1 rRNA gene is annotated in these 407 nt (G+C 49.6%); it reads left to right on the forward strand.

Going from position 1 to position 407, the window contains the following annotated elements:
* The first annotated feature begins 129 nt into the window (after positions 1-129).
* A 5S ribosomal RNA gene (gene rrf / locus QWI17_RS04955) occupies positions 130-245 on the forward strand.
* Positions 246-407 lie beyond the last annotated feature (162 nt).

Below are 407 nucleotides of genomic sequence, written 5' to 3' on the forward strand. Positions count from 1 at the left end.
CGTTTGGGTCATCTGATTGAAAGACGATATATGCAAAACGGATAAGAGTTTGTACATACTCTCCGACTGATTACAGGATTCAAATGACGCTTGAACAGCAATGTTCAATCGTTAGAGCAACCAGTTTTGCTTGGCGACCATAGCGAGATGGAACCACCCGATCCCTTACCGAACTCGGAAGTGAAACGTCTTAGCGCCAATGGTAGTGTAGGGTTTCCTTATGCGAGAGTAGGTCATCGCCAAGCTTCAAATAAGAGACAGCCCCGATCATTAGTTTGGTCGGGGCTTTTTCGTGTCTCGGATTTAAGGGCGAAGAAGTAGCTAGAGCGCCGCTACGCGGCTGGCTAGAACGGCGCTGCGCGCCTGCAAGTGGCTAGAAAAGGCGTCAGGGCAGAGGTTTTTAAGGG

The sequence above is a fragment of the Gilvimarinus gilvus genome (assembly GCF_030518155.1).
Taxonomy (GTDB): Bacteria; Pseudomonadota; Gammaproteobacteria; order Pseudomonadales; family Cellvibrionaceae; genus Gilvimarinus; species Gilvimarinus gilvus.